Source organism: Alteromonas sp. CyTr2 (assembly GCF_947311905.1).
Lineage (GTDB): Bacteria > Pseudomonadota > Gammaproteobacteria > Enterobacterales > Alteromonadaceae > Alteromonas > Alteromonas macleodii.
Map to the genome: position 1 here is coordinate 54,682 of NZ_CAMZMZ010000020.1, position 23,103 is coordinate 77,784.

Consider the following 23,103-nt stretch of genomic DNA (forward strand, 5'->3'; position numbering starts at 1 on the left):
TTACAACGCAGCTCTTCGAATTAGAGTCGCCAGTCATATAACAGATTGATACACTGAGATCGTATCAATCATCCTTTAGGAAGTTATATGAAAAAATACGGATTACTGGCTACATTCGTATGCGCGCCTGTTCTGTTCGCATGCAGCGACAACAGCAATGTAGACGCAGCCAAGACAGACAAAGATCAAGCCGTCAGCGTAGGCTCGACTTCAGACACTGAAGCACAAAATGTTGCGGTAGCAAACCAAGCTGACGCGGCTATTGCCTCTGGGGTAGATTATCACTCCTTCGCGAACCCTAATGAGATTCGGGTTACCCATCTCAGCCTAAACCTAACTGCAAACTTTGAGACCAAGCAGCTTGTTGGCGACGTAACGCTTGATGTAAAGCGTGAAAAGCCCGACAACAACACATTGGTTTTAGATACGCGAGCATTGGACATTCAAAGTGTTACCGTAGACGGTGAAAGTGTTCCGTTTGACATGGGAGAGGTTGACCCAGATTTAGGTACACCTCTTATGATTACGTTACCTAGTTCCGCAAACGCAGTAACGGTTGCGTATTCAACTTCACCTGATGCGTCTGGCGTACAATGGTTAACGCCAGCGCAAACTGCAGGTAAAAAGCACCCGTTTCTGTTTACCCAAGCGCAAGCGGTTCACGCGCGAAGCTTCATTCCGCTTCAAGACTCACCGCAAGTACGCGTAACGTATGACGCGACCATTAAGACACCTGAAGCGCTGTTGGCGGTGATGAGTGCGTCAAACGATCCTACCACCGAGCGCGATGGTGAATATGAGTTCACTATGCCGCAGCCTATCCCTTCGTATCTTATCGCGTTGGCAATAGGTGATTTAGAATTTAAAGCCATGGGTGAGCGTACCGGTGTGTATGCTGAGCCTGCGCTACTTGAAAGTGCAGCGAAAGAATTTGAAGATACAGAGGCGATGTTAGAAGTAACAGAAGAAACCTATGGACCTTACCAATGGGACCGTTACGATCTGCTAATTCTACCACCGTCATTCCCGTTTGGTGGTATGGAAAACCCTCGTTTGTCGTTTATCACCCCAACGGTCATTGCTGGTGATAAAAGCTTGGTTTCATTGATTGCTCATGAACTGGCGCACAGCTGGTCTGGTAACACGGTAACAAACGCTACATGGCGTGATCTGTGGTTAAACGAGGGCTTCACAACCTACTTAACTTACCGAATTATGGAAATGATCTACGGTCACGATCGTTTTAAAAAAGAAGCGGTGCTCGGTTATCAAGACCTGGAGAATGATGTTGCTGCATTAGAGGAAAATGATGAGATCCTGGCTATCGACCTTCGTGGTCGCAATCCGGACGATGTTTTCTCAAATATTCCTTATGAAAAAGGCGCACTGTTCTTACGTGAAATTGAACAAAAGATTGGCCGAGAAAACTTTGATGCTTTCTTAATGCAGTACTTTAAAGACTTTGCTTTTAAGAGCATTACTACCGACACGTTTATTGCTTATTTAGATGATACCTTGTTAAAGCAGTATCCAGATAAGCTAGACGCGGAGCGCATCCAAACGTGGATTTTTGAACCAGGCATTCCCGAGGGGGCGCCACAGCCAGAATCTGATGCGTTCACTAAAATCGATGACACACGAAGCGCTTGGCTTTCTGGCGACGTGAAAGCGGCGGATATTGAAACCGCGCAGTGGACTGTACACGAGTGGCTATATTTTCTAAACAACATGCCTGAATCGCTAAGCAACGCACAGCTGGCTGAGCTAGATTCAGCGTTTTCACTCACCTCGACTAAAAACAACGAAATTGCTCATAGCTGGTTGATGATCGCAGTAGAGAATAACTATCAGCCTGCCTATGATCGTTTGTATAGCTACTTGGTGTCGATAGGGCGCAATAAGCTTGTTAAGCCCCTTTATCGTGAGCTATCAAAAACATCTGAAGGCAAGGCGTTTGCTAAACGCGCATTTGAAGAAGCGAAACCGGGCTATCACCCACTTACAGTGAAAGCTAATGAAGGCTATGTGAACTAAGACTTTATTAGACTCATGCGAACCGGTCTTGATAAGAAGACCTTCGTTTTTGTGATAACGACAGTAAAGGTCTACGTTTGTAGATTACCGTTACTTGGCTAAAAAATAAAAGCAGCTCAATTGAGCTGCTATTTTTGTGTCTGTCACTGGTATAGAAAACGCGAGAGGAAAAATAATAAAAATTTGAACAATTGTTCAAATAAACGATCTGAAAGTTGGGTACAACGTATAGAATTTTACTTTGATGTGTATCTGTACAAAGCAGCTTATCGCGATCTCGCTTGTACTTTGAAGGATTAAACCGACTTTAAGGAGTTTTTATGTATACGCAAAAAATGCATCCAGCAACGACATTTCCCGATGTCTCAGCAACCCTATCCACAGGGGAAACGGTGTCGCTTACCAATAAAGAAGAGGGATGTGATTGGAAAATGGTGGTTGTTTATCGCGGTAAACACTGCCCAATATGTACTAAATTCCTGAACAAATTAGAAGATTATAAAGGTCGTCTACGTGAGCTCAATATTGATTTGGTGGCTGTAAGTGGTGACAGCAAAGCACAGCTCGATGAGCATCTAGACGACCTGTCGATTACGTTCCCTATTGCTTACGGTCTCTCGCAAGAAGATATGGAAAAACTTGGGCTATACATCTCCAAGCCGCGCTCAGATAAAGAAACCGACCACAATTTTGCTGAACCTGCGCTATTTGTAGTGAATGAAAAAAACGACATTCATATTGCTGAAATAGCAAACGCGCCGTTTGTGCGCCCTGACTTAGAGCAACTCGTATCAGGCTTGGAGTTTATACGTAACCCGGATAACAACTACCCCATTCGAGGCACCTTTAAAGGATAAGGTTAACAGGCCCTAGTTATGTGTGATTAAAAGGTAAGGCTCTGGTGGTTTTCAGAGCCTTTTTTATTTACATATAGAAACCGTCAAAAGCTAGTCTTAATTTTATCGCTTGCTTGTTGTTTTCTATTGCTTACTCGTTTTCAACTTACACTGAAAAAGCAATGGGGGCCATCTGCTTTTTAAAGTCTTCCAGTGCATCTAAAGGTAGCTCAACATTTATTACCACACTGCTTCCATAGTTACAGTTCGCAATTTTACCTTGAGCTTGCTCTACCAAGTGACGTACAAACTGCTCGTGTTTGAAATCGATGTCTACGCTAAGCGGTTCCAGCTTTATCTCTTGTCTTATCTCAAGAGCATCTATGGCTTGCTGTGCTGCAGCCGAGTACGCCCTTACCAATCCACCCGCACCTAATTTAATTCCGCCAAAATACCGCGTGACAATAATCATGATGTCGCCGATATCTTTGTGCTGGAGTACATTTAATATGGGTTTACCGGCAGTGCCGCTAGGCTCGCCGTCATCAGCCATCGCCGCGCTACTTGGCGAGTTAGGGTTGCCAAAAACATAAGCCCAGCAATGGTGTCTGGCGTCGGGATACCGTTGTTTCACACTATCTAAAAGCGCCATTGCACTTTCACGAGAATTTGCAAAGCTGGCACAAGCAATGAATTTGCTTTTCTTAATTTCGTACAGGGTTTCAACCTGTTTAGCTGGAACGGGATAAGTCATCAGCGCATTGTAAGCTAAGACAATTTTTTATTTAAGCCAAATAAGGTAAGCAGTGTGTTTTATCGCTCAATAAAACGAAATTTTAGACGACGATAGGCTCAGATAGAACGCAGTGGTCAAAAATACTACTATTTGGCGAATTATCTTGAAAGGTCGTATTTCGTTTACTGTTCTAGAGGGTGTTTATTTCTGGGTTTGTAGTTAAGTTTCTGAATTTAAATAGCTTTTTAAAGTTGGCGCAGTGATTGTAATAGTGAATATGAGTGTGGCCAAGGCGTAACGCCACAACAACGTAACTTCGTCCCAATAAGGAAATCATGCTATGAAATCACGTATTACTGCTATCGCTATTGTTGCTCTTGCCTCTGTGTTCACCGGAAGTGCTTTAGCTTCTGTAGAATTTAAGCCTACCGACGATTCGGTCACCTCTAACCTTTGCGTTGCTGCCGCTACCGGGAACAAGTGGAAGCTTCATGAACAAATTAAGGAATCTGCACTAGATAAAAAGTACGTAGCACAGGACATGACGTGTAACGGACTATCTGTCGCTGCGTTTGTTGATCAATATGGCAAGAACGGGGAAAGCATCAAGAAGTACCTGAATATTCAACAGCAGCAGATTGCTAGCGTGGTGCACGCAAAATAACCCCCCCCACAATTAAACGGTGCTAGGCTTGTACGTATGCGTACGCGAAAAATCGGCTGTGTGAAAAAGCGGGTTGAAAAAAAAGGGCTGTTGATGATACAACAGCCCTTTTTACTAATTTAACATAACTGCTAGCGTAGAATACCTGATACAGTTTCAGATACATTCAATGCGCCTTTTTGAATTTCATCAATAATGCTTTGCACTTGCGCAATCTGTTGACTATTTTGGTCAACACTGTCTTTAACGCCTGCCATTTTCTTCGTGGATTTGTCAGCAAGCTTTCTGTTCTCTGCCACTACACTTTCAATCTCCACAGTCGAATCGCTGGTACGTTGCGCTAGCTGCCTCACTTCATCTGCTACTACAGCAAATCCTCTACCTTGATCGCCTGCACGTGCAGCTTCAATAGCGGCATTTAGTGCTAAAAGGTTGGTTTGCTCAGCAATGCCACTAATCGTTGTCACAATGGTTTCAATTTTTAGCGATTGCTCACTCAATTCGTGCATAAGTTGATTGGTTTGCTCAACTTCTAACATGGCTGTATTGAAAATCTCAACGCTTCGTTGAAGTGACGAGGCTCCTTCATGGGCAATTTGAGACGTCTCTTCTGCCGTTGATACTACGAGTTCCGCCGCCTGTGCGATTGCATTCTTTTCGTTAATTGCATCGGTAATGTTAGATGCAAATTTAATAACTTTTACTACTCGGCCCGAAGCGTCAAACACGGGGTTGTACGTTGCTTCCAACCACAATGCGTTACCGTGCGCATCTACGCGCTCAAACTGGTCTGAAGAGAAATTACCGCGGGCAAGGTTATCCCAAAAATTAGGATTTTCTTGATAAAACTTATCGCGACAGAACATGCGATGGTGTTTACCTTGAATGTCGGCCAAACTGTATTTCACTGTTGCAGTAAAATTCTCATTTGCCGTGATAATTGTTCCATCAGGATGAAACTCAATTACCGCCATCGACTTGTTTAGTGCGTCAGTCACTGCTTTACCGGCAAAATAAGCATTTTCATGTTCAGTGATATCGTGGTAAATGGCATGAATTTCTGTAACGCCATGCTTATTCACCGCTACGTAGCTTGCCTTAAGCCACTTCGTTTCACCTAATGCCGATTTTCTTGCAACCGTGTCGCTAAAGCTGCCGCCATTGACCAAGTGTTGCCAAAACGACTTGTACTGTGACTCAGGTTCAACACCTTCAACGCGCATTGCCGCATGGGAAAACGACGTTGCGGTTGAATTTGGGTAATCCAAAATGGAAAGTAATACGGGAGAGGCAAATGTGCACTATCCATCAGTACTATAGATGGCATAGGCCATTGTGTTTTTGAACGCATCCAGCGTACCAAGCAAGCCTTGGCTCTCGTCCCTAAGAGCCGAAATGTCATTATTGTATCGAGAACTTGATACGAACATAACGTCTCCGAAAATTACAAGTATAATTAAGAATTGGTGTAGTCTAAGTTAACTACATTTAACATTTATGTCGTTTAGACATTAGGCGAAGCCTATGTCTAAGGCATTATCAATTAGGCTTAATTTATTTATAAGTGATTGTTTTCATTGTTACAGTACGGTAACTATTTTTATCTAACAAGAAACATTCGAACTAATAAGACCACTCGATGCCATTAGAACGCTTTATCCCATTTCGCAAACATGATGTTAGTAGATTGTGTGAAAACGTAATTGTGCAAGAGAGGACTCTTTTTCGTACGTTCTCAACATTGCTCGTTAATCGCATACACTATCAATATCATGAGCAACTTGAGGGTCTGAAAGATAGCTATAACGATTTTGACCCAAACAAAGACACCCGCGATCTTACACCTTCAAGTGAAGCTACGAGAAAGCAAAGCCAAAAGGCGTTTTCGAGTGCGTTTGCCAATCTATTAAACGCAGCCAATTTTGAAAAAGTCACAAACGAAGATTTAGAAGCAGCATTAAACGAAGAGTCGCTGTTTAAAGTGCGCCTTGCGGTTAGCTTCGAAGACTTTGAAGATGTGGTGTTTTATCGACGGGGCGAGTCGGTAAAAACTGAAACGCTGCGTGCTTTTTTCGGGTTGCGAAAAAAGCAGGTGTCATTTACCAACTACGACAAAGTGGCTGTTTATATCACTTTTAAAGATGAAGCCTACTTCAAAGAGAAAGGGCAAACGCCAGTTACCTTTAAACCTGGTTCCACCATAGTAAAGCTTTTCCAAAACGTACCTAAAGCAGACTTGGAGATGCTGTTTCCCAATAGTGAAGTGAAAATGCGTCCGCTAGATAAGTTGATCATTAGTGCATCGGCGGCAATAGGTGGCACCGTGGTGCTAGTGACTAAGTTAGGCGCATCGCTACTTCTCATGGCATCTTTTCTGGCCTTTTGGCTTGGCTTTAAAGACGATGAAGTGGAATTGACTAAGCAAAGCCTAATAACTTTTGGTATTGGCATGGGTGTATTCGGCAGCTTTATCTTTAAGGAATGGACAAAGTTTAAAAACAGAAAAATCAGGTTTATGAAAGCCTTGTCTGACAATCTCTATTTTAAAAATTTAGACAATAATGCAGGCGTGTTTCATACGTTAATTGATGCAGCAGAGGAAGAGGACTGCAAAGAAGCTTTGTTGGCTTATACATTTTTGCTGAAATGTAGTGAAGTGTCTGTAGAAGGTGGAGCTGCATTCTGCGCGGTGCGTGCAGAGCGCGAGATTGCCGCTGGTGGAATGACATTAGCAACGCTCGATAGTGTAATAGAAAGTTACTTTTCAGAAGAGCTTGATTGTGCGCTCGATTTCGACGTTACTGACGCTATTAATAAGCTGATGGACATGGAACTAGTCGAACAATACGGCGATATTTTTGTGGCGCGGGCGCTTAACGATGCTGTGAAGATACTTGATGACTACTGGGATAATATTTATCAGCCTGTTTAATTTGCGCTTACCTCGGCCTCTATTCAAAGCGAGCTAGCATATTCCACAGTGTATTCTTTATGACATCAGTTTTCTCGATGAGCAGTACGCAGAAATAACTATTTCAAACGAACAATTACGCTATCAATCCATTGTCATAAAACCACAAAATCTCTATAGTTGCTGTATGATGCGTTGATCAACATCGACACTCCATAGCAGCAGCGCCATTGCGCCGAATGCGTTTCTCTATCTCCAATGCAACAAGCCTGGTTCACTTCTACATGAAAATATTGCATACATCTGACTGGCACTTAGGTCAGAGTTTTTTTACGAAAAGTCGCAAAAACGAACATGCCGCTTTCCTTAAATGGCTTCTTCAACAAGTAGAAGTGCATCAAATAGATGCGATTATTGTCGCGGGTGATGTGTTTGACACGGGCACGCCGCCTAGCTACGCCAGAGAGCTCTACCATGCGTTTATCGGTGAACTTCAGGGGATGCAGTGTACATTGGTGGTGCTGGGGGGAAATCACGATTCAGTATCGGTATTGAACGAAAGTAAGGCGCTACTGAAATACTTAAATAGCCACGTAATTGCCAGTACATACGGCGAATTGAGTGAACAAGTCATTACGCTTAACGATCGCAAGGGACAGCCCAGTGCCGTACTGTGTGCCGTACCCTTTATTCGCCCACGTGATGTGCTTGTTAGTGAGGCAGGGCAAAGCGGCACTGACAAGCGTCAAGCGCTTGGCGATGCGATAAAGCAGCATTATGGGGCGCTTTATAGTGAAGCCTTATCACTGCGCGCTTCAATTGAAGAAAAACAAGGAGAGGAGGGCAGTGAAAACAGCGCTGCCATTCCTATTATTGCTACAGGGCACTTAACCGCTTTAGGCGTGAGTCAGTCAGAAAGTGTGCGTGATATTTACATTGGTACCCTTGAAGGCTTTGACGCCAAAGGGTTTCCGCCCGCCGATTACATTGCACTTGGGCATATTCACAGGCCACAGAAAGTCGCTAAGACAGAACACATTCGCTATTCAGGCTCACCCATACCGCTAAGTTTTGATGAACTAAACACACAAAAGCAAGTAGTGTTGATAACGTTTGAATCTGAAAGCACAACGCCTACTATCTCAACGCTTCCGGTACCGTGCTTTCAGGCCATGGAAGTAATAAAAGGAGACTTAAAAGCGATTGAGGCGGCCATTAATAAGAGCGATGCCATCACGTTAGCTTCTCAAACAGATGATGCCGTTAGCGAAGTGGATAAAGCCGTTAGCGAAGTGGATAAAGCCCTTAGCGAGGTTAATAAAGCCCTTAGCGAGTTTAATAAAACCATTAGCGCAACGGATAACGCCATTAGCTCTAAAGACCCAGTGTGGTTATGCATTGAAGTTGAAACAGAAGACTATCTGACTGATCTACAGCAGCGTATTCAGGGCTTGTTAGAAGGGAAAAACGCTGAGATTTTACAGTTGAAACGCAAGCGTAAGCGCATGGTAAATAGCCTAACAGAAAAGCAAAACGTTCAGCTTAGTGAACTATCGGTAAACGATGTATTTGAAGCGCGTTTGGCATTGGAGAGCATAGAAGATAATACAACAAGTGAGTCGGCACAGAGCGGGTCGGTACCAACTGAGTCGGCACAAGCAACCCTGCTATATGACGACCAAAGCACCCGAGCAATGGAACAAGCCGGTTCAGAGAAAAGCGCTTCACGCTTAAACCGGATAAGGCAGCTGTTCAATGAAGCAGTAGAGCAAGTGCACACCAATGATGAAGATGCTGAAGTACCAGTAGAGACTTCATTGGCAAACACAACAGAAAATAAAGGCGAGTAATACAATGAGAATATTGACCTTACGCCTTAAAAATCTAAACGCCTTAAAAGGGGAGTGGAAGATAGATTTCACCCAGTCGCCGTTTATCGACAATGGCCTGTTTGCCATAACTGGCCCAACAGGGGCAGGTAAAACCACGCTACTTGATGCCATTTGTTTAGCGCTTTATCACCAAACCCCTCGCTTGGGGCCAATTTCAACGTCTAACAACGACATCATGACCCGCGGCACGGCGGAGTGTTTGGCGGAGGTTGAGTTTGATATTAAAGGCAAAGCATATCGTGCGTTTTGGAGTATGCGTCGGGCCAGAGGGAAAGTTGACGGTAATCTGCAAAGTGCCGATGTTGAGCTAGCCGAAGTTGAAAGCGGCAAGGTACTGGCTACCCAGGTTAGGCCGAAAAGTGAAGAGATTGAAAAGCTGACTGGTCTTAATTTTGCCCGCTTCACCAAGTCTATGATGTTGTCGCAAGGGGATTTTGCAGCGTTTTTAAATGCTAACGAGGCCGACCGGGCCGAGCTGCTTGAAGAGTTAACTGGCACCGAAATTTACGGGCAGATATCACAGGCAGTACATCAGCAATTTAGTGACGCTAAACAAAAGAAAAAAGAATTCGCGATAAAGCTGGAAGGCGTAACCTTGCTTAGCGACGAGCAAATCGCCCAGCTTGAAGAAGAGCAAGCACAAACCAAGAGCCAAGTCGCAACGTCTAACCAAACACTTGTTCAGTTACAAAAGCAACAGCAGTGGCAACAAGCGTTTAACGCCAATGAGCTCTCCATTAAAGAAGCCAGTGAAGCGCAGCAGACCGCGAATAACGCTATCAATGAGGCGAGACAAGAACTTGATCTTTTAACCCAAAGTGAGCCAGCTGAAAAGCTTCGCCTGCCATTTTTGCAAAAAAACGGGCTTCAGCAAGACGTAACCCGTTATAAAGAAAGGCTTGACGGGAAAGCAGCCCAGTTGCCCGACTTAAAAACGCAAAAGGCACAGCTCAGTTTGGAAGTGATCAACGCTGAACAAGCGTTAGTTCTTACAAAGCAACAAAGCAGTGAGCTTGAAAAGCGCATAAATGAGCAGGTAGTTCCGCTAGATAACCAAATAGCGCAGCTCACTACTGATCAGCAAAAAGCAAACGAAAACGCGGCACGTTTAAGGCAGTCAATAAACGCGTTAACGCTAAAGCGCACAGAAATCGAAAACGCTTCGGCAGATAACAAGACCAAGCTTGGTGAACTGGAAACCTACTTACGTGAACATCAATCACTTAGCGGTATAGCGGAATTTATAAGTGGCTGGAGTGAAACGGCGCGCCATATTGAACATGATAAAAAGCAGTTAGAGACACTGACACAAAGCGTAAAGAATGATCGTCAGGCGCTTTCATCCCTAGATGACGCTATTGCAAAAACAAATGAGTCGTTAAGCGCGTTAACGCAGACCTTCGATGACAAAAACGCACAAGTTGCAAAGTGCGAAAAGGCACTTCAGGCCGCGCTATCTGGCAAACCAAGTGATACTAATAGTGCTAATGCAGCCAGCAAAGCAAGCCTTCAGCAAGAGCGCGATACCAAGCTCCATCATTGGGATAACGTGTTACAGTTAGGGCATATTCAGCAGCAATATTTGACACTAGAACAAGAGAAAGTATCGCTGGGTGTGCAAAAGGAAGACTTAGCGAAGAAACTAGCTCAGCAGCAATCTGACCGCCAAGCCTTGGTTGATGCTTACAAGCAAACCCGCAGTAATTTAAAAGACATAGAGGCGCTTATCGCCTTGGATGCTGAAGTGGCGCACCTGCGCACACAGTTAAAAAGTGGCGAGCCATGCCCTGTTTGTGGGGCAAACGAGCACACCACGTCTAGCGTGGTTATTGATGTACCTGAAACTATCCAAAAGCGAGATAGCTTAAAGCAGCAGTTAGATGATATTGAGCTGCAAGGGGCGCGGGCAAAAGAAAGTGTTACACAAACTGAATTCACTCTTGCTCAGGTTAATAAGCAGCTAGAACAGGCAAGCGGGCAACGAGACACGCTGTTAGAAAAGTGGCAGCAGATTTCAAGCGTACTTAGCGCTGATATACCGAGCTTTGAAAAGGTCGACATTAATACATCGCAAAGCATTGCTCAATTTACCCAGCAGTTTAAAACTCGTCTCGATGATATTAGTGCTCAATTAACCCGTTTAGATGAGTGCGAGCAAGCTCTAAATGTTGCACAACAGGCTAAAAATGAAGCGCAACAGTTGCTACAAGCCAAACAGTCAGAACTTGCAGTTTCTCTGCAGCAGCGCGAAACCTTGGAAAAGCAATTTAACGAACGTAATACAGAGTTAGAGAACAAAACAAAAGGGATTAATAATAGTATTTTAGCGCTTAGCGAAACTATGACGGCGCGCGGTGCTGACATTCACAACCTGTCTATTGATGGAATTGCCACGTGGTTAAATGAAAAAGCCGAAGCGCTAAAAACCTATAAACACAATCATCAGCTACACGCCAAACTTAAAGATGAGTTGCAAGAGGTAAGTAGCACCTTGCTTGTGGTTAATCGTGATATCGAAAGCGCTGAGAATCAGCTAAAGGATGTATCTGAAGAGCTTGTGCAGCTAGATAATAGTTTAAAGGCGCTGCGAGACTCGCGCACAACCGTATTCCCTGAAGGCAATATTGCTGAAACAAGGAATAAGGCAAACGCCGCCCAAGAAATGGCTGAGCGAAATGTAAATGAATGCAAATCTCGTCTACAACAAACGGACACTATATTGTCTCGTTTAGAAGCCGAAATTGCCCAGCTTAATGAGCAAATGCGCGAAAAAGAGCAAGCACTTACAGAGGCAACAGAGCACTTTAGCCGTCAGTTGGCGAGCAGCCCATTTGACGATGAGCACGCGTTTAGTAATGCGCTTTTAGACGAAGATACCCGCAACACCTTGCTTGAACTGCAAAAGCGATTAGCTCAGCAAAAACAACAAGCGGACTTAAAGCTAGAAAACGCGCTAGCTACCCAACAATCGCTAAAAGCCCATGCTAACGCAGCACAGTGGCAGAGCGAGTTAGAAGAGCACGGTGCACAGTGGCTCGATACGAAAATTACCCAGCAAGCTCAGCAGCGTGACACGCTGTTATCGTCTTTAGGGCAAATTGAACAGCAGCTAAGCGCTAACAATCAAGCCCGCGAAAGGCAGCAACAGCTTGTGGATGAGATGGCTGCGTTTGAGGCCTATTACGATGATATTACTTACCTGCACTCGTTAATTGGCTCGGCAAGCGGCGACAAATTCAGACGTTTTGCTCAAGGGCTTACTCTGGACAACTTAGTGCAGCTTGCTAATCAGCAGCTGGATAAATTACACGGTCGCTATCAGCTAATTCGAAAAGAAAACGAAGGGTTGGGTTTAAGTGTATTAGACACCTGGCAAGGTGATGTAGTGCGAGACACCAAAACCCTGTCTGGCGGAGAAAGCTTTTTGGTGAGCCTTGCACTGGCATTAGCTTTATCTGACTTGGTCAGTCACAAGACCAGTATCGACTCGCTGTTTTTAGATGAGGGCTTTGGCACTCTTGATGCTGAAACTTTGGATGTGGCCCTTGATGCACTAGACAACTTAAATGCCAGCGGAAAAATGATTGGTGTGATAAGCCATATTGAAGCCATGAAAGAGCGTATTCCTACTCAGCTTAAAGTGATTAAACGCAACGGTGTGGGGTTAAGTGCACTAGAAAAAACTTATGCGGTGGGGTGAACTCACCGCTTAGGAATTAGTAGCTAAAACGTTTGCTTACAAGTATGTGCTTGGTAAATGCTCGCAAGATCATGGTTTTATGATACTTTATCGTTATTAAAAGTAGATATGGACATCATATTTAGTGAAACGATTTGCGATATTCCCTCTTTTTGCCTCTTTCTGTTCGTTTGGTAGTACCTTTCAGTGTGAAAGTGAGTTTGCATGGCTAAAAAGCACGTTTGAAAACAACGATGCCGGTTTTCAATATACCGTAGAGAATAAAGGGCAGGACCTTTATTCGGCCCACAATAGTGCGATTTTGGCGCGAGTACAAAGCGCGAAAAGCGAAGCGCAATGCCACACAGTGCTTAGCGACTGGCTTACATTTTTTCGCAAGGGGCACATTGGTCTTGCGTTAAATACGAATGGCTCAGAGGAAGCGGTACGCGAATCGGTAGTGCATGATTTCGACTTATCGGCATTTAAACAACATTTGAAAAGCCAACGTGACGAAACTCTTGAGGGGATTTGGCAATTCTCAAGCTATACGGTTGCCTTAAAAAAAGAGGGCAATGTCCATAAAGCTTATATCGTTGAAAGTACCAACCCTTCATGGAAGGCGGGACAAGTAAAGTTCATCGTTAATGACCCTGAAGACAACAATACTGCAAAAGTGACGTTTTTTATGGGCGATCACTCCGCCCGACAAATCGATACCATGACACTCTTGGGTAACAATGAAGTGGTGTTGGGCAATAGCTTTATCGTTATGTCGCGAGAGGAACCGCGACAAGAATCGTCGCCTGAAATAACACGCTATGTTCGCCTACTAAGTACAAAGGCTCCGCTATTCGAGAAAGTTTCAGAGAACACTGTGTTAGTTCGCATACCGGCTTTCGATCATGCCTTCAAAAAAGACATCGACGCGGTTATCGCTAAGCACCTGGATACGATTTTGAAAACTGAAAACCTCATTATCGACATCCGAGGAAACGGTGGTGGTAGTGACGTAAGCTATGCGTCTTTACTCCCTATTTTATACACTAACCCTATTCGCACTGTAGGCATGGAATACTTATCTACCGAGCTTAACAATTCTAGAATGCTTGGCTTTTTGCAAAACCCTCATTTTAGTGAAGAAGAAAAGCAATGGGCAAAAGACGGGTACGACATTCTTAATCAACACATCGGCAGCTACATCAATATTGATGAAGACGTAACGGTGGAGACATTCGACAAAATTGAACCCTTGCCGAAGAGTATTGGCGTACTTGTTGATTCAAGTAATGGCAGCACCGCTGAGCAGTTCTTACTGGCGGCTAAACAAAGCAAAAAAGTAAAGCTGTTTGGGCAAACTACCGCAGGTGTACTCGATATTTCTAACATGTATCAAACTGATTCGCCGAGCGGTACTTTTACTTTGTATTACAGCCTGACTAAAAGTTTACGCATTCCCCACATGGCCATTGATGGGGTAGGCATTCAGCCAGACTATTATATTGATGGAGAACTTTCGCTTTACCAGTGGACGTCTTATACGCAAAAGATACTTGAAGGCATGTAAACCCTTATAAACGGCAAGCATACGGTTATTTGCGAGTAACTAAGACCAAACAGGTTCATTTGTCTGGGGTTTTACATTATGGTGCGTCGTCAAAATAATAATGGACCAACATTTATGGATTCAACGTCACGCCCCAGCCTGTTTCAGCGCTACATGAATGGCAGTTTGGTACTGCAAATTATCATTGGTATCGTATGCGGTATTGCGATAGCGAGTTTTTCACCTTCAGCTGCTCAATCAGCAGGGCTATTGGGTAACTTATTTGTAAAAGCCTTAAAAGCAATAGCTCCTTTATTGGTTTTTGTTTTGGTCATGGCATCCATTGCCAACCATAAGCAAAACGAGCAAACCTTTATCAAACCCGTGCTTGTGCTTTATTTGTTGGGCACACTACTGGCCGCGCTCACCGCCGTGTTGGCAAGCTTTGCTTTTCCTACAAGCTTAAGCTTAGTGACTTCAGAAGTTAGCCAAGCTGCGCCGAAAGGTGTATCGGAAGTCCTTACTACTTTGCTTTATAACATGGTAGATAATCCGGTAAATGCATTAGTAAATGGAAATTACATTGGTATTCTCACTTGGGCTGTAGGTCTAGGTTTAGGTCTACGTCATGCTAGCGAGGCAACGAAAGCGCTACTGCAAAATATGGCAGATAGCGTAACAACCGTGGTGGGTTTTGTTATTAAACTCGCGCCCTTCGGTATTTTCGGCTTGGTAGCTAATACCATTGCTACAACGGGCTTTGAAGCCTTGCTTGGCTACTCTCATTTATTAACGGTACTGATTGGCGCGATGCTATTTATCGCACTAGTGACCAACCCCTTGTTAGTATTTCTGGCAACCAAAAAGAACCCTTATCCTTTGGTGTTCAAATGCCTGAAAGAAAGCGGTATTACGGCATTTTTCACCCGTAGTTCGGCGGCGAATATTCCGGTAAATATGGCGCTGTGTAAACGCTTAAAGCTTGATGAAGACACCTATTCGGTATCTATTCCGTTAGGCGCCACGATTAATATGGCTGGGGCTGCAATCACAATAACCGTGTTGACACTAGCTGCGGTTAATACCTTGGGAATTGCTGTAGATTTCCCTACTGCTGTATTGTTAAGCGTTATCGCTGCGGTATCAGCATGTGGAAGTTCAGGTGTTGCAGGTGGTTCGCTACTGCTTATTCCGCTTGCCTGTAGCCTGTTTAATATACCCAATGAAGTGGCTATGCAGGTGGTTGCGGTGGGCTTTATTGTTGGCGTACTGCAAGACTCTGCTGAAACAGCATTAAATAGCTCCACCGATGTCTTGTTTACCGCCGCTGCGTGTGAAAGGGCAGGCGGCCAGTAAACATAAAAGAGTCAAACGTTAAAGCGTTAACTCGTTAAGTGTGCGAGCTTATTGCATCTACTGCTTCAAAAATTAGCCGTGCAGCCAGCTTTGCTGTGCGGCTATCAATATCATAATTGGGGTTCATTTCCGCAACGTCACACAGTTTCCATTGATACCCATAAGTACTTTGGTGCTGTGCTAAAAAGTGCAGCGTGTTGATAACAAGTGTGGGAGAAATTCCCAATGCACTGGGCGCGCTAACGCCAGGTGCTTGTGCTGCTGGAAATGCATCTAAACATACAGTGACGTAAAGCTCATCGATGTCTTTTAGCATCGGAGATAGTAGCTCATCTATTCGCTGCATACACAGTGATTCATCATTTAACGCCACATCGGTTAGATAGCGCGTGTTGGACGTATTGGCAAAGTTAAACAGCGCTGGTGTATTGGCTGCTTTCGATACGCCCAAACAAGCGTAATGAAACGGTGTATCGTGTAGCTGGCAGTGATCATACACTTGCCTGAACGGCGTACCTGAACTGGTGTTTGGTGAAGGCTTTCTTAAATCAAAATGGGCGTCGAAATTAATAATTCCAATGCGGGCGCTTTCGGGCTTAGCATTGAAAACCCCTTGATAGCTCCCCCATGCAATTTCATGTCCCCCTCCCAGCCCAATGACCAATCCATCATTTTGCTTGAGCGCATAACAAATGGCGTCGGCATATTGGGTTTGTGCCTGGGCTAAGTTCTCTTTAGCAGTAACATTCCCTAAATCAGCTAATGATGCGTTTGGCCAGTGCCAGGGCAAGTTTGCAAGTGCCTGGCGAATCGCATTTGGACCATCAGAGGCACCTACACGACCTTTGTTAAATCCCACACCCAAATCACTCTCAAAACCAACAAGGGTAACGGCGTTGGCTAATGAATTATCTTCGCCCACTTCAAGTTCGTTAACTTTTTGATGCCAACGTAGGCCCTCAATGCCGTCTTCACTGTCTATTCTGCCTTGCCACTTAAACATGTTTACCTTCCTTAAACACCGCAATGGGGCGGTGGCCATTAATACAATAGGCGAGCTCTGCCGGCGTTTCGATATCCCACAGCGTTAAGTCAGCAAGCCTGCCTGCTTCAATAACACCTCGGTCGTGCAGCCCTAGTGCACTAGCCGCGTGTGCAGTAGCGCCGCGTAGCGCTTCTTCTGGTGTCAGTTGAAACAGCACACAACCCATATTTATCGCGGTAAGGATTGAGGCTAACGGCGAACTACCTGGATTAAAGTCAGTCGCTAATGCCATGGGCACATTGTGCGCCCTTAGAGCGTCTACCGGCGGCTTTTGAACTTCACTTAGGTAATAAAAAGCGCCTGGTAAAAGCACGGCAACGGTGCCACTTTGGGCAAGTAAGGGAATATCGCTGTCAGCTAAATATTCAATGTGATCTACTGATAGTGCGCCGTACTTAGCTGCTAGCACTGCGCCTTTGCTGTCGCTAAGCTGCTCTACATGAGCTTTAATGGGTAAACCGTGCTGATGTGCACAGCTAAACACTCTTTCTGTTTGTGAAGTTGAAAAACCGATAGTTTCACAAAATACATCAACGGCGTCAGCTAAGTTTTGCGAAGCAATATGAGGAAGTGCCTCGTTGCAAATGAAATCGATATATCCGTCTGAGTCGTCAGCAAATTCATTGGGCAGGGCGTGAGCGCCTAAATAGGTAGTTTTAATACTCACAGGAAGATGCTGCTCAAGGGATTTAGCCACGCGTAACATGCGCACTTCAGTGTCTAAATCCAGCCCGTAACCTGATTTGACTTCAATGGTGGTAACACCTTCTTCGCACAGTCGCTTTGCGCGTTTTATCGCAGTGTGAAGCAGGGTGTTTTCGTCAGCCCGTCGAGTTTTTTCAACCGTCCCTTTAATACCACCGCCGCGCTGCGCAATGTCTACATAACTTGCGCCTTGCAATCGCATTTCGAATTCTTCGGCGCGATTGCCGCCATACACTAGATGCGTATGACAATCGATGAAACCAGGCAATAGCCACGGGTGTTTGGGCGTTGAACCTTCAATTTGCGGAATTAGGGTAGTGGCATCTATTACGCTTTTGGCCTGCTTAAACACGTCGTCTAGTGAGTCATCGCAAGGAAGTAACGCAGCAATTTTGCCGTCTTTTATGGCAATGGCGTGTGGCGGTAATTCGCCATAAGGCAACTCGTTGTCTTGCATAGACGCAATGCGAACATTGTAAATAAGCGTGTCGTACTGATTACCCATAACGTGCTCCACTCTAAGCCACCTCTTGTCTGGTTTTCGTTTAATTGGTCGTCTTGTTCTTTGTCTGGCTTTGACCAGAATCTTTACTGAAACGCAGTGTAAATTTTCAGTTCAGTGTACTTGTGCATACTTGTATATACAAGTATGCTGTTAGCATATTATTAACAATTTAGTTGTGAATGGCCATGATATGCAACCTCGGTACAGAATAATCAAGACAGCAATTTTGGATGCCATCGAAAGTGGTGAGATGAAGCCGGGTAGCCAAGTGCCTTCAGAAAACCAACTTGCCCAGCAGCACGGTGTAAGCCGAATGACTGCTAGAAGAGCGTTAAGTGAAATGGTGGACGAGGGCATTTTAATGCGCAGCCAGGGGATAGGCACGTTTGTGTCAGATAGTCGCCCTATGAGCTCAATGCTTGAAATCAAAAGTATTCGCGATGAAATAGAGCAGCGGGGGCATAGATACACTAACGAGATATTAGTGTTGGAAACCTCGCCAGCCAGTGATGCTATTGCTCAACGACTGGGTATCGATGTGGGAGAGCCAGTATTTCATAGCATTATCGTACACTGCGAGAACAATCTACCCGTGCAGTATGAAGATAGGTGGGTTAACCCAGCGTGGATTAACGACTATTTAGATAAAGATTTTAAAGCTCAAACTGCAAACTTTTATTTGAATCAGGTCGCGCCCCTTTCACAAGCCGATCACAGCGTAGAAGCTGTGGTTGTTGAAAAAGATATTGCACAAGCACTTTTGATTAAGCCTAAAGAGCCGTGCCTGAAAATTACTCGACGAACATTCTCTCGAGTGCCAAGCGCAATAACGAGTGATGAGAGCAATATTGGCGAGCCCTCGACGGCGAATGCCAAGTTAAAGAACGGTTTAAAGGCTACGTCAGATACATCCTTAGATAATAGTCCAAAAGCGAGTTCAAGCGCAGTGGTTAGCCACGCGGTGCTGTATCACCCAGGCAGTCGATACCGCTTGGGAGGACATTTGGAGTTCTAAGTGTCATTGCGCCAAAGGCGCTAGCAACTCATTGCTTTCTAAAAAGATGACACTTCCTAATAAAAAACAAATCGGCAAACGTAAGAATATGCCTAGGAGAAGTTTATGAAACGCCTCGACCCTACAAGAGAAATACGTGCCCCAAGAGGCAGTACGCTAAATGCGAAGAGCTGGCAAACGGAAGCGCCGCTTCGCATGTTAATGAATAACCTGGATCCAGACGTTGCGGAGCATCCGCAAAATCTGGTGGTTTACGGCGGTATTGGGCGTGCGGCCCGTGACTGGGCGTCTTACGACAAAATTGTAGAAGTACTCAAGCGTTTAAATACTGATGAGACGTTGCTGGTTCAATCAGGCAAACCTGTTGGGGTATTTCCCACTCACGAAAATGCACCTCGTGTGTTAATTGCTAACTCTAACCTTGTACCGCATTGGGCAAACTGGGAGCACTTTAACGCTCTGGATAAAGAAGGTTTGATGATGTACGGGCAAATGACCGCAGGGTCATGGATATACATAGGCTCGCAAGGCATTGTCCAGGGGACTTATGAAACATTTGTGAGCGTAGCCAAAACGCATTTTGAAGGAAGCGCTGAAGGACGCTGGATTTTGACTGGTGGCTTGGGCGGTATGGGCGGAGCACAGCCTTTAGCTGCAACCATGGCTGGCTTTTCAATGGTAGCTGTGGAGGTAGATGAAACTCGCATAGATTTCAGAATTCGCACGGGCTATTTGGACAAAAAAGCGCAATCGTTAGAAGAAGCCATGCAACTCCTAGAAGAAGCCAAAAAAGCTGGGAAGCCTGTATCAATTGGCCTATTAGGCAATGCTGCTGAAGCCTTTCCCGATATGCTAGCGAAAGGGATTATTCCCGACGTTGTGACCGACCAAACCAGTGCGCACGATCCGTTGAATGGCTATCTACCAGTGGGGTGGACGCTAGATCAAGCTGAGGCGCAGCGTAAAAAAGACGAAGCGGGTGTTGTGAAAAGTGCTAAACAGTCGATGGCGCTGCAAGTTAAAGCAATGCTTGGTTTCCAACAAGCTGGCGCTGCTACTCTTGATTATGGCAACAACATTAGACAAATGGCGCTAGAAGAGGGTATTGAGCATGCGTTCGATTTCCCAGGTTTCGTTCCTGCCTATATACGACCGCTTTTTTGTCAGGGCATAGGGCCTTTCAGATGGGCTGCGCTGTCAGGCGATCCGGAAGATATCTATAAAACGGACGCTAAAGTTAAAGAGCTTATACCCGACAACCCCCATCTACATAACTGGCTAGATATGGCCAAAGAACGCATTCAATTCCAAGGCCTGCCCGCGCGTATTTGCTGGGTGGGGCTGGGTGAAAGACAAAAGCTGGGGCTTGCCTTTAATGAAATGGTTCGCAGTGGCGAGCTAAGCGCGCCAGTTGTGATTGGGCGGGATCATCTCGACTCTGGTTCGGTAGCTTCACCCAATAGAGAAACAGAGGCCATGCTCGATGGTTCAGATGCCGTTTCGGACTGGCCGCTGCTGAACGCCCTATTAAATACAGCGGGTGGTGCAACCTGGGTAAGCCTTCATCATGGTGGCGGTGTAGGAATGGGGTTTAGCCAACACTCGGGTGTAGTGATTGTTTGTGACGGTACGGACGAAGCGGCTGAGCGTATTGCTCGGGTTCTTCATAACGACCCTGCCACGGGCGTAATGCGTCATGCAGATGCAGGCTACGACATTGCAAAAAACTGTGCTGCCAAGCACAACTTGGATCTTCCCATGGTCAATAGCGTGGCTAATAACCAAATCCCCGATAGAACAGGCACTCATTCAAGCTCGAACAAAAGCTTTGGCGGGGAGAAATAGTCATGTCGCATTCGTCTTTTATTACTGAAAACGGTGGTGTTAAGCAACTTAATCTTGTGCCAGGTACATTGACGTTAGATCAGTTACGGGAAGTACATCGAAGCCACGTTCATTTATCGTTAGATGAAAGCGCAGTACCCGCTATAAACGCCGCCGAGCAAGTAGTACTGAACGTCATTAAAGAAAACCGGACTGTCTATGGCATCAATACCGGCTTTGGTTTGTTGGCTAATACCCGTATTAATGTTGATGAGTTAGAGCTATTACAGCGCAGTATTGTGTTATCGCACGCCGCCGGTACGGGCGACTTTATGCAAGAAGATACTGTGCGCCTGCTCATGCTGTTAAAAATTAACTCCTTGGCCCGTGGTTATTCTGGCATTCGCCTCTGCGTAATAGAAGCGCTCATTACCTTGTTTAATGCACAGGTTTATCCCGCCATTCCTGAAAAAGGCTCGGTAGGCGCCAGCGGCGACTTAGCGCCTTTAGCACACATGAGTGTGGTGCTGTTAGGGGAAGGGGAAGCGTTTTATAAAGGAGAGAGAATTAGTGCGGCCCAAGCCCTTGAAATAGCCGGTATGCAGCCCATTGCGCTGGCACCCAAAGAAGGCTTAGCGCTGTTAAACGGCACGCAAGCATCAACTGCTTTTGCACTTCAGGGGCTGTTTTATACTGAAAACGCGCTTCATAGCGCTATTGGTATTGGTGCGCTTACTGTTGAGGCCGCGTTAGGTTCTCGCGTGCCGTTCGATGCGCGGATCCACGAAGTGCGTGGCCACAAAAGCCAGAGCGATGTGGCGGCTGCGTTTAGAACATTGCTAGACACCTCAGAGATTGGTCATTCACATCAAAGGTGTGAAAAAGTACAAGACCCGTACTCTCTGCGTTGCCAGCCACAGGTGATGGGAGCGTGTTTACAGCAAATGCGCTACGCCCAAGACATTTTGGTGGTTGAAGCCAATGGGGTAAGCGACAACCCGTTGGTTTTTGTTGAAAACAATGATGACGCTGATACGCCAACTGGCGATATTCTATCTGGCGGAAACTTTCATGCGGAAACTGTGGCAATGGCGGCAGATATGCTGGCTATTGCACTATCTGAAATTGGCGCACTGTCGGAGCGCAGAATGTCGTTAATGATTGATACGCATTTGAGTGGTTTGCCACCGTTCCTGGTTGAAAATGGTGGGGTAAACTCGGGCTTCATGATTGCGCAGGTTACCTGTGCGGCGCTTGCTAGTGAAAACAAAACCCTGGCGCACCCCGCATCTATCGATTCGTTGCCTACGTCTGCGAACCAAGAAGACCACGTGTCTATGGCTACCTTCGCCGCGAGGCGTTTACGAGATATTTTCGATAACGTGGCAGGTATATTGGCCATTGAGTGGTTAGCGGCCTGCCAAGGGTTAGATTTTAGGAAGCCGTTTAAAACCAGCGAAAAGCTCCAAGTGTTGATGCAGCTACTAAGAGACCAAGTGCCGTTTTACGACAAAGACCGTTATTTTGCGCCAGACATTGAAAAGGCAAAGCAACTTATTAAGCAGCACGACCTTATGGATAAGACACAGTTAAACCTATTAGGCTAAAATGATCATAGGCTCGGTATTTCGAGTAAACAAATAAAGATCATGAATAGAGCAGAGGTGGGAATGATATGAAAACAAATGGACGTTGGTTAAGTTCATACGAGGCTCGTACTTCTATGAAAGGCACTTTTAAGAGCGGCTCTTTTGTGAAAAGCACTGTGTTGGGTTTGCTCGCCGCGTCGGTGTTTACGTTGGCAGGCTGTAGCGACAGCGAAGTGGGCGATGTGTCTCTTGGTCTTTTTACCACAAAAGACATTAAAATTGATGCGCTTCAAGACCCCATAGTGACAGGTGTAACCTGCCATATTTCAAGTATTGAAGCGAACCTTGATTTGTCGGATCCATCAGACAGTTCAATCGCGTGCAGACAAACCGGCCCTATTACGGCTGAGATGTTAAACGCCATTGATAAGTCAGATTCAGGTGAAGTAATTTTTAAAAAATCTAAGAGCGTGTTTTTCAAAAACATGAAGCTTCGAAGAATTTACGATGCCGACTCAAAAACGCTGATTTATTTGTCTTACAGTACCAAAGAGACGTCTGGTAGTTACAAACATAGTTTGTCTACGGTACCACTGTGGGAAACGCTAGCGTTTAAAAAGCCCGCGTAGCGAAACGCATTAACTCAATATTAAAAAGCCCTCTTACAAGAGGGCTTCTTTGATGCTAACTGTCCCGTCCTAAAATACGTTGACATAAAGAGGATTTCTTTATGACAACTTCAAGTAATCAAAGGCCTAAGCGCACA

At 45.2% G+C, this 23,103-nt stretch carries 17 protein-coding genes; 12 read left to right on the top strand and 5 right to left on the bottom strand.

What is annotated here, in order from left to right:
* Positions 1 to 87: 87 nt before the first annotated feature.
* Positions 88 to 2,034, top strand: coding sequence for a M1 family metallopeptidase (locus QME20_RS11950; RefSeq protein WP_168462776.1), 1,947 nt, complete (start codon positions 88 to 90; stop codon positions 2,032 to 2,034).
* A 320-nt stretch (positions 2,035 to 2,354) separates the two neighbouring features.
* A complete protein-coding gene (locus QME20_RS11955) occupies positions 2,355 to 2,891 on the top strand; it encodes a redoxin domain-containing protein (protein WP_014975770.1) in 537 nt (178 codons plus the stop codon).
* Between the two features lie 145 nt (positions 2,892 to 3,036).
* On the opposite strand, the gene QME20_RS11960 is transcribed toward QME20_RS11955, so the two are convergent.
* A complete protein-coding gene (locus QME20_RS11960) occupies positions 3,037 to 3,624 on the bottom strand; it encodes a YigZ family protein (RefSeq protein WP_168462775.1) in 588 nt (195 codons plus the stop codon).
* A 322-nt stretch (positions 3,625 to 3,946) separates the two neighbouring features.
* Here QME20_RS11960 and QME20_RS11965 point away from each other — a divergent pair, with 322 nt between their 5' ends.
* Entirely contained in the window at positions 3,947 to 4,270 is a 324-nt protein-coding gene (locus QME20_RS11965; protein ID WP_061484811.1) for a DUF3718 domain-containing protein, read from the top strand.
* Positions 4,271 to 4,401: 131 nt separating this feature from the next.
* On the opposite strand, the gene QME20_RS11970 is transcribed toward QME20_RS11965, so the two are convergent.
* Together QME20_RS11970 and QME20_RS11975 are read right to left on the bottom strand one after the other, a co-directional pair.
* Positions 4,402 to 5,538 (bottom strand): PAS domain-containing methyl-accepting chemotaxis protein, encoded by a 1,137-nt coding sequence (locus QME20_RS11970; RefSeq protein WP_281715980.1) that lies wholly within the window; start codon positions 5,536 to 5,538, stop codon positions 4,402 to 4,404.
* A 33-nt stretch (positions 5,539 to 5,571) separates the two neighbouring features.
* On the bottom strand, positions 5,572 to 5,700 hold the full coding sequence (locus QME20_RS11975) for a hypothetical protein (protein ID WP_281715981.1): 129 nt from the start codon (positions 5,698 to 5,700) through the stop codon (positions 5,572 to 5,574).
* Between the two features lie 209 nt (positions 5,701 to 5,909).
* On the opposite strand from QME20_RS11975, the gene QME20_RS11980 reads away from it, so the two are divergent.
* From QME20_RS11980 to sstT, 5 genes are all read left to right on the top strand, one after another.
* Positions 5,910 to 7,202: a TMEM143 family protein gene (locus tag QME20_RS11980; RefSeq protein WP_168462774.1), complete on the top strand. Its 1,293-nt coding sequence runs from the start codon at positions 5,910 to 5,912 to the stop codon at positions 7,200 to 7,202.
* 263 nt (positions 7,203 to 7,465) lie between these two features.
* Positions 7,466 to 9,031 carry an exonuclease subunit SbcD gene (sbcD, locus tag QME20_RS11985; RefSeq protein ID WP_168462773.1) on the top strand — a complete coding sequence of 522 codons (1,566 nt, stop codon included), beginning with the start codon at positions 7,466 to 7,468 and terminating at the stop codon, positions 9,029 to 9,031.
* 4 nt (positions 9,032 to 9,035) lie between these two features.
* Positions 9,036 to 12,773, top strand: a complete 3,738-nt coding sequence (locus QME20_RS11990) for an AAA family ATPase (protein WP_061484816.1) — start codon at positions 9,036 to 9,038, stop codon at positions 12,771 to 12,773.
* Between the two features lie 124 nt (positions 12,774 to 12,897).
* Complete coding sequence (locus QME20_RS11995; RefSeq protein ID WP_168462772.1) at positions 12,898 to 14,319, top strand: S41 family peptidase; 1,422 nt, start codon at positions 12,898 to 12,900, stop codon at positions 14,317 to 14,319.
* A gap of 114 nt (positions 14,320 to 14,433) precedes the next feature.
* A complete protein-coding gene (gene sstT / locus QME20_RS12000) occupies positions 14,434 to 15,654 on the top strand; it encodes a serine/threonine transporter SstT (RefSeq protein ID WP_281715982.1) in 1,221 nt (406 codons plus the stop codon).
* Between the two features lie 34 nt (positions 15,655 to 15,688).
* On the opposite strand, the gene hutG is transcribed toward sstT, so the two are convergent.
* The gene (gene hutG, locus QME20_RS12005) at positions 15,689 to 16,657 is read right to left on the bottom strand and encodes a formimidoylglutamase (protein ID WP_281715983.1); all 969 of its coding nucleotides are present in this window, start codon (positions 16,655 to 16,657) and stop codon (positions 15,689 to 15,691) included.
* On the bottom strand, positions 16,650 to 17,909 hold the full coding sequence (gene hutI, locus QME20_RS12010; RefSeq protein ID WP_168462771.1) for an imidazolonepropionase: 1,260 nt from the start codon (positions 17,907 to 17,909) through the stop codon (positions 16,650 to 16,652). Before hutI ends, hutG begins: the two co-directional genes overlap by 8 nt.
* Positions 17,910 to 18,099: 190 nt before the next feature.
* On the opposite strand from hutI, the gene QME20_RS12015 reads away from it, so the two are divergent.
* The 4 genes from QME20_RS12015 (at position 18,100) to QME20_RS12030 (ending at position 22,966) form a co-directional block, all read left to right on the top strand.
* Positions 18,100 to 18,924: a UTRA domain-containing protein gene (locus QME20_RS12015; protein WP_168462770.1), complete on the top strand. Its 825-nt coding sequence runs from the start codon at positions 18,100 to 18,102 to the stop codon at positions 18,922 to 18,924.
* A gap of 105 nt (positions 18,925 to 19,029) precedes the next feature.
* Complete coding sequence (gene hutU, locus QME20_RS12020) at positions 19,030 to 20,769, top strand: urocanate hydratase (protein WP_168462769.1); 1,740 nt, start codon at positions 19,030 to 19,032, stop codon at positions 20,767 to 20,769.
* 2 nt (positions 20,770 to 20,771) lie between these two features.
* Positions 20,772 to 22,355, top strand: coding sequence for a histidine ammonia-lyase (gene hutH / locus QME20_RS12025; protein ID WP_168462768.1), 1,584 nt, complete (start codon positions 20,772 to 20,774; stop codon positions 22,353 to 22,355).
* Between the two features lie 116 nt (positions 22,356 to 22,471).
* A complete protein-coding gene (locus QME20_RS12030; protein WP_168462799.1) occupies positions 22,472 to 22,966 on the top strand; it encodes a CreA family protein in 495 nt (164 codons plus the stop codon).
* Positions 22,967 to 23,103 lie beyond the last annotated feature (137 nt).